5 protein-coding genes are annotated in these 8,916 nt (G+C 68.1%); 2 read left to right on the top strand and 3 right to left on the bottom strand.

Going from position 1 to position 8,916, the window contains the following annotated elements; all coding sequences use genetic code 11:
* Positions 1-1,787 precede the first annotated feature (1,787 nt).
* On the top strand, positions 1,788-4,199 hold the full coding sequence (locus ACWD35_RS43930; protein ID WP_451356936.1) for an ADP-ribosyltransferase domain-containing protein: 2,412 nt from the start codon (positions 1,788-1,790) through the stop codon (positions 4,197-4,199).
* Between the two features lie 565 nt (positions 4,200-4,764).
* On the opposite strand, the gene ACWD35_RS43925 is transcribed toward ACWD35_RS43930, so the two are convergent.
* The 3 genes from ACWD35_RS43925 to ACWD35_RS43915 form a co-directional block, all read right to left on the bottom strand.
* Positions 4,765-5,175 (bottom strand): PPOX class F420-dependent oxidoreductase, encoded by a 411-nt coding sequence (locus tag ACWD35_RS43925; RefSeq protein ID WP_451356935.1) that lies wholly within the window; start codon positions 5,173-5,175, stop codon positions 4,765-4,767.
* Positions 5,176-5,570: 395 nt separating this feature from the next.
* Positions 5,571-6,506, bottom strand: a complete 936-nt coding sequence (locus tag ACWD35_RS43920; RefSeq protein WP_451356934.1) for an ISL3 family transposase — start codon at positions 6,504-6,506, stop codon at positions 5,571-5,573.
* A gap of 301 nt (positions 6,507-6,807) precedes the next feature.
* The gene (locus ACWD35_RS43915) at positions 6,808-7,644 is read right to left on the bottom strand and encodes a LysR family transcriptional regulator (protein WP_451356937.1); all 837 of its coding nucleotides are present in this window, start codon (positions 7,642-7,644) and stop codon (positions 6,808-6,810) included.
* A 96-nt stretch (positions 7,645-7,740) separates the two neighbouring features.
* Between ACWD35_RS43915 and ACWD35_RS43910 the strand changes: the two genes are divergently transcribed.
* Positions 7,741-8,235, top strand: a complete 495-nt coding sequence (locus ACWD35_RS43910) for a cupin domain-containing protein (RefSeq protein WP_451356933.1) — start codon at positions 7,741-7,743, stop codon at positions 8,233-8,235.
* Positions 8,236-8,916 lie beyond the last annotated feature (681 nt).

Below are 8,916 nucleotides of genomic sequence, written 5' to 3'. Positions count from 1 at the left end.
ACCGCAGCCCAATCGACTACGAACACAACCACCGCGCCAACTCCGCCCTGGAGCTGGCCGCTTAGAAGATCTCCACACAACGAGGGGATTGACAGAGTGCGTCGAGAAGCCGGTCCAGGAGCTCCTCTGTGAAAGGTGTTCCTCGGTGATCGATGTGAGCGCCGGGGGCGAGGCCACCCAGATAGGCATCGCGGTCGATGTCGGCAAGGTGGGCGAAGCAAGCCGTGTGGCCGGGGACACGGATACCGTGGCAGCCGACCGGATCGGTGGCCGCGTTCGCGCCATGCCCGCAGTACGCCCAGGAAGGCGGTTCGGGTGTGCTCATGCGCTGATCAAGCCTCCTGGGTTCGCTCACAACAGGACCACGCGCATGCAGGCTGCCGGTCAGGTACAGCAACAGCCAGCCGGAACGTGTGCTCCGCCTCCGGCGCGGTCCAGGCCGAAGCGGCCCCGGTCCGGTCCTCAAGCCGCCTTGCGCAGGGTGCGAGTTGAAGGTATGCAGCAGTCGGCCGCCGCAAATTTTGCGAGCCCACGGCGGCCGGCATAGCGCATGCCCTGGTCCAAGGACCCTGGCGCCAGCAGTCACCCTAGACCGGGCCTGCGGGTGGCCGAGCGTCCTTGATGGAATTGCCACGGGTGGCCAAGGCCACAGTGACCGCCTTCATACGGGGCCCTCCGCTACCGCCCAGGAGACCCAGCTCGGGCGTGTGGCTCGGGAGGTATGCGGCGGGACGGACCCGCGGTGGACCGGTCCCGTGTGCAGGCCCGGTACCGGCCGGTGACTCGGCTGATCCGCTGTCGGAACGCAGTGAACAGCTCAGTGCGCTTCCCGTGAGCCGAGACGCGGCCCGGCGGTCCTGGTGCACCGCGCGACGGCCCTGGCCAGGGCCAGCACTATTCCGCCCTGGCGCACCGCCTCGAAGAGCTGCGGCGGCGGGCCGGGGCGCAGCACGGCCCGCCGATCCGCCGGGACTACCTGCCGAACTCGTCGGCCGTGCCGAGCGGCGCGACGACACCGCCGTGACTGTCGCCGGCCACTGAAACTGCGCAATACCCAGTGAACCTGTGCAGCCAGCCTCCCCAGCGGGAATCCGCAGGCCAGATGCACAGTCAGCTACCCGTCTGCTCACCTTCGATGGGTGATCAAGCGCGGTCCGCCAACCAGTCCATCTGCACAATCCCAGCTCACAGCCCTACTCGCTGCGCAGAAAGCCCGGCCGCTGACACCGGACGACCACCAAACCAATCGAAGCTGCGCAGCATCCGAATGACTTGCGCGCTCTGCCATCAGCCAGGCACAGGTCCAGGCGCGCACCTGATCAGTGCGTGCTGCTGGGACCCGAGCCGGTCCAGGATCTTCAGTGTGCTGGCAATGGAGGACAGGTCAACCATGTGACTGAGCTGGCATGCTGACCCGATGTCACCCCGGCAACCCTAGGAGAATTGGCAGGGCGGTGTCGATGGGGAGGTCTTCTGCTCACTCCCACGGGCGAAGGGGCCGCCGATCTACCGGCCAGGCTGAGTGGGCGCGGGCACATTGGCCGGGTTTCAGTCGTGAGGTGCCCGGGCGTGCCGCCGGGGCGGTCTGAGGGCCAGGCCCTGTCCGACTCATGTGCCCCGATCGGCGAGTGCACGGTCGGTAGGACATGGGCGTGTGCGGCCACCGATCGGTGCGGGCTCACTTGGAGCATGACGGCAGGTCACCGGCCCCTTGTCGGGGCTGCGTTGTCAGTGGTGGGAGATACGTTCGAGGTCTTGGAACCGCCGTTGCACGACAGGAGTGGACGATGACCGAGAGCAGTGTGCTGCCCGCGCTCAGGGTGGTGCTGACGGACGTCAACGAGCGTGTGGTGGAGGCGTGGCGCGCCGCGTTCGCCGACACCCCCGGCATCGAGATCCGCAAGGGCTCGATCCTTGACGAGGACGTCGACGCCTGGGTCACCCCCACGAACTCCCGGGGCCGGATGGACGGCGGGGTCGACGCCGTCATCAAGCGGTACCTGGGGTCCGGCATCCAGGTGCGCGTCCAGCGGGCGATCCGCGACCGGTTCGCCGGACCCTTGCCGGTGGGCAGCGCGGTCTGCGTCCCGTCCGGCGCGACCGTCCCCCGGTACCTGATATCGACGCCGACAATGGTGCGGTCCTCGCAGAACGTGAGTGCCACGCTGAACGTGGCGCTGGCGTGCGCGGCCGCTTTCCAGGCCGTCCACCGGCAGAACCGGAAGAAGCCGGGCAGCATCCGGTCCGTGGCGCTGGTCGGGATGGGGGCGCAGACCGGCCAGGTACCGGCCCGGGTGTGCGCCAATCTGATGTGGACCGGCTACACGCTCTTCCACGACCACTGGTTCGAGGACGACGACGAGCTGCGGTCCACGATCATCTCCCAGCTCCACGGGATCGAGAACGCGCCCGTCGACCAACGGGTGCGCATCGTGCCGCCGGCGGCCATCACGCCCGTCACCCCCGCGCCGGCGCCTGAAACTGCCGCTCCCGCTCCCTCCGCCGCCCCCTCCTCTCCTTCTGCCACGACGAGCGAAAGTGCCTCCGCCATGACCGGATCGACGACCGGCGTCCCGGCTCCGGGCCAGCCGCCGCAGCCCCAGCCCGATGCGAACGACCCTCTCGCCCTGACCGAGCTCTTCGACGGCGGCGGGGAGGCCTGGCTCCCGCTGCTGAAGCCGGTCATCGAGGCGCAGCCGGACGCCGCACGGTTCATCGGGAAGGGCCGCAGCCACGAGGTGGTCCCGGTCCGCGAGCTGACGTTCCAGGCGCTCAAGCCGAACCCGCCGCACAAGTGGAAGGTCGTGGTCTTCGGTCAGAACCCGTACCCGCGACCGGAGAGCGCCACCGGCATCGCCATGTTCGACAACACCTTCAGCGACTGGAAGGACAGCCAGTTCGGCCGGGTCGTCAGCATCCGGTGCCTCATCAAGGCGGCGGCGATGTGGAAGTACGGCATCGCCAAGAAAACCCCGATCGCCGACGTGCGGGCGCTGCTGAAGGAGCGGGACACGGTCCAACCGCCGGAGTGGTTCCAGGCGATGCTGACGCAGGGCGTGCTCCTGCTGAACGCGTCGCTGACCGCGAGCGGCGACGGGGCAATGGGTGCCGACCAGCACACGGCGTTCTGGCGGCCGGTCGCCGAGCGGATCGTCGAGGAGATCCTCAAGGCCAAGCAGGACGCGACCGAGGAGGACCGCGGGGTCGTGTTCGCGTGGTGGGGGGCGCACGCCCGCAGCCTGAAGCGGGTCGTCCTGCGGCTCCAGCAGAAGTACCCGGACGTCGAGGTCCGGCACCTCGACCACGCGAACCCGGCGGCACAGGGCGACATCTTCTGCGAGGGCGACCACTTCGCCCAGGTCAACGGCGCCCTGACCTCGCTGGGCGCGGACCGCATCGACTGGCTGCCGAGCAAGGGGTGGAACGAGCCGGCGGCCGGCGCGGGCAGTGCGGACGGGGGTGTCGCGGCGCGCATGGGCGCTTTCATCGAGTCGACCATGAACCTGCACCAGCTGTACCTGGAACGCCTCACCAGCGTCAAGGACGAGGGCCTGGTCCTGCCCGCGATCACCGGTGTCTTCGACACCCGGCTGATGGACTTCCAGGACGCCGTCGCCCCGGTCTCCGCAGCGCTGTCCGGGCTCGCCAGGCACATCCGGCGCTCCCGCGACTTCGGCAAGCAGCGTGCGGACCAGGCGGCTGGCGGCGGCCTGTCCGCCGACGCGATCGCCGCGCTCCACCTCTACACCTGTGAGTCAGCCTTCTACCGTGAGGTCAACAGCGTTCTGCGCTCCCCCGACCGCACCAGGGTCACGCCCTACCTGCCGTACCTGCGGCTGCTGTTCTCGGCGGTCTCGGAGCTGCCGGCCTACACGCAGCCGTTGTGGCGCGGGGTGTCGCTGGACCTTCGGGCGCAGTACACGGTGGGCCGGACGGTGACCTGGTGGGGCGTCTCCTCGTGTACCTCCGAGCTGAAGGTGGCCAGGGCGTTCTTGGGCAGTCGCGGCAAGCGGACCCTCTTCGAGGTGACGCCGGCCCGGGCGGTCGGGATCAAGAGCTTCTCCGCCTTCACCGGCGAGGAGGAATACATCCTTACGCCGGGTACCCAGCTCAAGGTGACGGAGGTAAAGAGCGAGCCCCGCGGGCTGTGCACGGTCCGGCTGAGCGAGGTCACGGACGCCGCTCCCGTGGTGTCCTGAACCGCGCCCTGTTCCACGGTGGCCTCTGCCCCTGCTGCAACCTGGGGTTTCCATGTCCTCGTGGGTAGCGCTGGGCTCAACAGCGGATTCCGTGCACGTGCCCGCTCTCTCCTTCTTGGAGAGCCGCTGAGCTGAGCTATACCGAGCCTTTCGTCACCACTGGGAGCAAATGACGCTGTGCCGTGCCACGAACGCTGCGGACACCACGGTGGCTTTGATCGCCAGAAGGGACAGCACTTGTGCATGAGTTTGCGAGGCAGCCAGCGCTTTGGCTGAATCGAAATGTCCACGGGAGTGGACAGCGCTGAGAGGGCGTTGAGAAGCAGGTCACGCGGGCCAGGACTACACCTTGCGGCTCCGGTACCCGCGGGCCTGCTGCCGCCGGACCGCCCACCACGGATCGTGGCGCCTGCCGCGGATCTGCTGGCCGCGTCCGAGGCCCCTCGGACGGGCTGCATGGGGCGGTCGACGCTGTCGGTGTCCTCGCGCTTCTCCGCGTGGACACCGACCGTGTCGGGTGTCTTCATGCCCCCCGCTATCGCAATGGCGGTCCGGTGATGATCGGTCAGGCGGTCGCGGTACCGACCACCTTGTTCGGGCTGATACGGACCACAACACGGAGAACCTCTGCGGGGAGGTCGAGGTACTCCTGGCCGGCGCCGGGGCCTTCGTACTGTTCGGCGAGGGCGACCGCTAGAGACCGGCCGGTGTCCTCGGTGATGGTGGCGAGGCCGCGTATCTCGGCGTAGCGCAACGGGTCGGCCGGATCGTAGACGGTCAGGCTGGCGCGGGGGTCGCGGCGCAGGTTGCGTTCCTTGCGGCGGCCAGCAGCGGTGGAGACGAGCAGGTCATCTCCGTCGCGGCCGACCCAGACCACCGACGTTTGCGGGCTTCCGTCCGGGTTGACAGTGGCGAGGACGGCGGGAACCGGCGCATCGAGTAGCGCCCGGACGGAATCGTTCAGCATTGCTGTCATTCGGGCGAAGCTATCTGCCGCCCGGCTCGTCTCGCACATGGATTTGGCCGACTGAGAGGTCAGGCCAGGACGCCGGGCACGCCTTGCAGTTCAGGTACCCGCAGGCGCCCTGCCGCCGCACCTCCCGCTACGGATCGCTCGGCCCGGCGCGAATGCCGCCCGCGCCCGTTCGTCGACACGCCGGATCCGCGGCCAAGCGTGGATGCGGGACGGAACTGCAGGTGGGTCGTCTGCCGGTCATCCGGGTGCTGTCGGTTCTGGTGAACATCGAACACGGCGCAGTCTGGGTGCCTCCCGAACTGCTGAACATGTGCTGTCGATACTCGGATCAGGCACATATTCCGTGAGAAAGATCAAGGTGGTTCGACTTCGTCATCGGAGGTGGGCGACGGCGCTCAGTCAGCCCAGCCCGCGGTGTTCGAGTACGACTCATGGGAGTAGCGGGTGTTGCGGTCCCATTTCTCGCCGGTGATGCGTTCGTATGCATGGTCCGGTGTGTAGAGCAGGCTCTCGGCCCAGATGTGGCCGGTGGCGTACGGGACAAAGTCCGCAGGGTCTCGCATGACACTTTCGAACGCGGTGCGGCCCGCGGCAACGACCCCGCAGCGTGTGTAGGGCGACATTTCCTTCTCGGCGTCCGCATGGTCGGCAACGGCGTCGGTTGTCGGGCCCTCAGCGCTGATGGCAGCCGTCTTCAGGCAGTTGTTGTGGCGGCGCACGTTGCGTTCAGCGGCGGCGCCGAGGATCTGCCAGAGGTGGAAACGGTCCGCGACCTGGACCGCGTTCGGGGCACCGGTGCTGGCGCCCTCGGCGTAAGAACCGGCCCGGTCACGGCAGATGATTTCGGAGCCGGGATGTTCCCACAGCCAGCCGGCCAGGGTCGTAGCGTCACGGCCGGGCAGCAGATCGAGTGGCTGGCTGGTCTCGCAGTCAATCAGCATGGTGCCGTAATGCTGTCCGCGGCGGGTGGCGAAGTCATCGACGCCCAGCACTTTCGGAACGGTCCAGGCTGGGTCCGGCATGGCCATGACCGCTCGAAGTAGTGTCGTCCGGCTCACCGATGCGTGCAGGACAGCGGCGAGCCGGCTGCCGACCCGGCCGGCCAGCGCGACGGCGACAGCCTCCAGAACTCGCCGGGCAGCAGGCGTGCGGCGGCCATAGCGAATGGTCAGCCCGTCGACCTGCTCGGCGAACGTACGCCGCGAACAGCGAATGTTCTCGCAGTACAGCCGCCGCACCGTCAGCTCGATCAGCACCGGCCGATCTCCAACCGGCGTGTCGGCAAGGCGTCTTCCATACCTGCTGTGCACCCGGTGGACTTCACTGCACATCCGGGGCAGGCCGCCTCGGCCTCCCGAGTGCTCGCCGTCAGGCGAATCACTCCGCCGTCAAAGAACACACGCTCCAGCTGTAACGCGCTGAGGTGCGGAAACAGGGCACCGACGAGCTCATCACACCGCACCACGATCCCAGGTGACGCTGGGTCCCCGGGGGCAAACCCACTTGATCGTTCTCACGGAATATGTGCCTGATCCGAGAAAGAACAGCAGATGTTCACCATTTCGGGAGGCGGTCTCTGGGGCTGCGGCGTTCGAATTGTTCACGAGTTGCGGCAGCACCGGTTGCCGGTGCTCAGTGACGGTACGCGGTTGTCGCGATCTCGATGAAGGATCGGATCAACGGGTTGGTGTCACCCTCGTTCCACACCGCCACCACTCGGCTCGGCTGCATGTCGATCAGCGGCACCACGGCCAGCTCCGCGGGCAGGTCGTGTCCGAGCGGGGCCAGGCCGACCGTGCCGTTCCACAGCACGGCCTGCAGGCATTCCTGGACGGCGCGCACCACTGGGCCCTTGCGCGGCCTGCCACCGTTCCAGTACGACTGCCAGACAGGGTCGGTGCCCTGCGGGAACTGGAACCAGCGGCGGTGGCTCAGCTCGGCCAGCCGCAGCCCGTCGCGGCGAGCCAGCGGATCGTCGGCGCGCAGGACCACGCCGACCGGATCCGTCCGCAGTGCACGCACCGTCAGGGCAGTCTCGTCGAACGGCGCCCGAGTCAGCGCGACGTCAACCAGTCCAGCGCGCAGCCCGCAGGTTGGGTCGGTCAGATCGGTGTCGCGGATGCGGATGTCGACGCCGGGGTGGTGTCGGCGGTAGGCGGCGGCCAGCCTGGCCACTCCCGGGTCGGTGCCGTCGCCCAGGATGCCGATGGTGATGGTCGCTACGCCGGCCGCCGCGCTCACCCGTACCCGGACGCGGTCGGCATGGTCGAGTAAGGCCCGCGCCTCGTCGAGGAGCACCGTGCCCACCGGAGTGAGCGTGACGCCGGCAGGCGAGCGGGCGAAGAGCAAGGCCCCGACATCGGCCTCCAACTGCTTGATCGCCCGGCTCAGCGGCGGCTGACTCATGTGCAGCCGGGTGGCGGCCCGGCCGAAGTGGAGTTCCTCGGCGACCGCCACGAAGTAGCGCAAGGTCCGTAGCTCCACGCTGCAACGATACCCACGAGGTATCGGCGCTGTGGGACAGGTCTTGGACAGCCCTGGAGCCCCGGCGGTGAACTCGTGAGCATGACCGAAGAAGCGAAGACCAGCGAGCCGCAGACCCATCCCGCTGTATCGGTGATGGGTCCCGGCGATGGCGAGATGATCGTTCTGGGGTCCACGCGTATGCGGGTTCTGGAGGACGGCAGCCACACCGGGCACCGCCTCGCGATCGCCGAGTCCGTCCTCGCCCCGCACACCCAGGGACCGCCGCAGCACCGCCACGCCCGACACGACGAGGGCTTCTACGTCCTGTCCGGCACCGTGCGGTTCACCGTCGGGGACGAGGACTACGACGCCGCTACGGGCACGCTCGTGATGGTGCCGCCCGGTACTCCGCACACTTTCGCCAACCTGACCGACCAACCCGCCGTCATGCTCAGCACATTCACCCCCGACCTGTACGTGCAGTACTTCCGGGACCTCCAGGAAGTACTCGCCGGCGGCCGGCCGCTGACGCCACAGGCCAACATCGACGCGATGAGCCGCTACGGGACCGAGCCCGCCACCGACCCCGCCTGAAGCCGACAACACAGCACGGCCCGGCCGCCCTCCTTTCGACCGGCAGGGCGGTGGTGCTGCCGCCTTTCAGAGACCGGGTCCCACAGACGAGGGACCGCGCCTTCACCAGGGCTCTTCTGGTATTCGACGCGATCGACGAGTCCCCGTGAACCAGTCCTCGGGAGGTCTCGATCGCCACGGGGATCGGAGCGTCCTCGCTGTCACCGTGCTGGGTCAGCAGGGCTGTGAGCTGGGCGAACCCGGCCGCATCGTCGGTGATGTGAGGGGTGATCCGTACAACCGGCTCGGACTGCCAAGCAGCGAACCGCGACCGGAACCGACGGACAGTGCAACGACCAAAGGCGCCCCTGCCTGCACTCACATGACCGATACCGCGCTCTTGCCGACGGAACTGTGCCTCATCCTGAACATCTCGACTTACACCGATGGGCGCGAAGCCGGCCTCGTCTTGTCAAAGGACTCTGCGGTCCGGGCATACTCAAAGGCTCGGCTCGCGCCCTGAAAGCCGGCTCCGCGTCCCCGGTTCCTCTTCCTGGGAGCGTGAGGAACCGAGCTCGCTTACCGCCCTTCGCGTCCCATTAGGCATACTGTCCCTCCCCTCGTAGCGTGAAGACCGTGACTGCAGGGGAAGTTGGGAGTCATGGCGGAGAAGCGACGGAAGTTCGATCCGGAGTTCCGTGA

The sequence above is a fragment of the Streptomyces sp. NPDC002671 genome, assembly GCF_053592475.1.
This window is presented reverse-complemented; position numbering and strand designations above follow the sequence as displayed.

Excerpts from the sequence above, each read along its gene's own strand:
- ACWD35_RS43925 (WP_451356935.1), bottom strand. The coding sequence starts at position 5,175 with ATGACAGCAATGCTGAACGATTCCGTCCGGGCGCTACTCGATGCGCCG.
- ACWD35_RS43920 (WP_451356934.1), bottom strand. The coding sequence starts at position 6,506 with ATGTGCAGTGAAGTCCACCGGGTGCACAGCAGGTATGGAAGACGCCTT.
- ACWD35_RS43930 (WP_451356936.1), top strand. The coding sequence starts at position 1,788 with ATGACCGAGAGCAGTGTGCTGCCCGCGCTCAGGGTGGTGCTGACGGAC.
- ACWD35_RS43910 (WP_451356933.1), top strand. The coding sequence starts at position 7,741 with ATGACCGAAGAAGCGAAGACCAGCGAGCCGCAGACCCATCCCGCTGTA.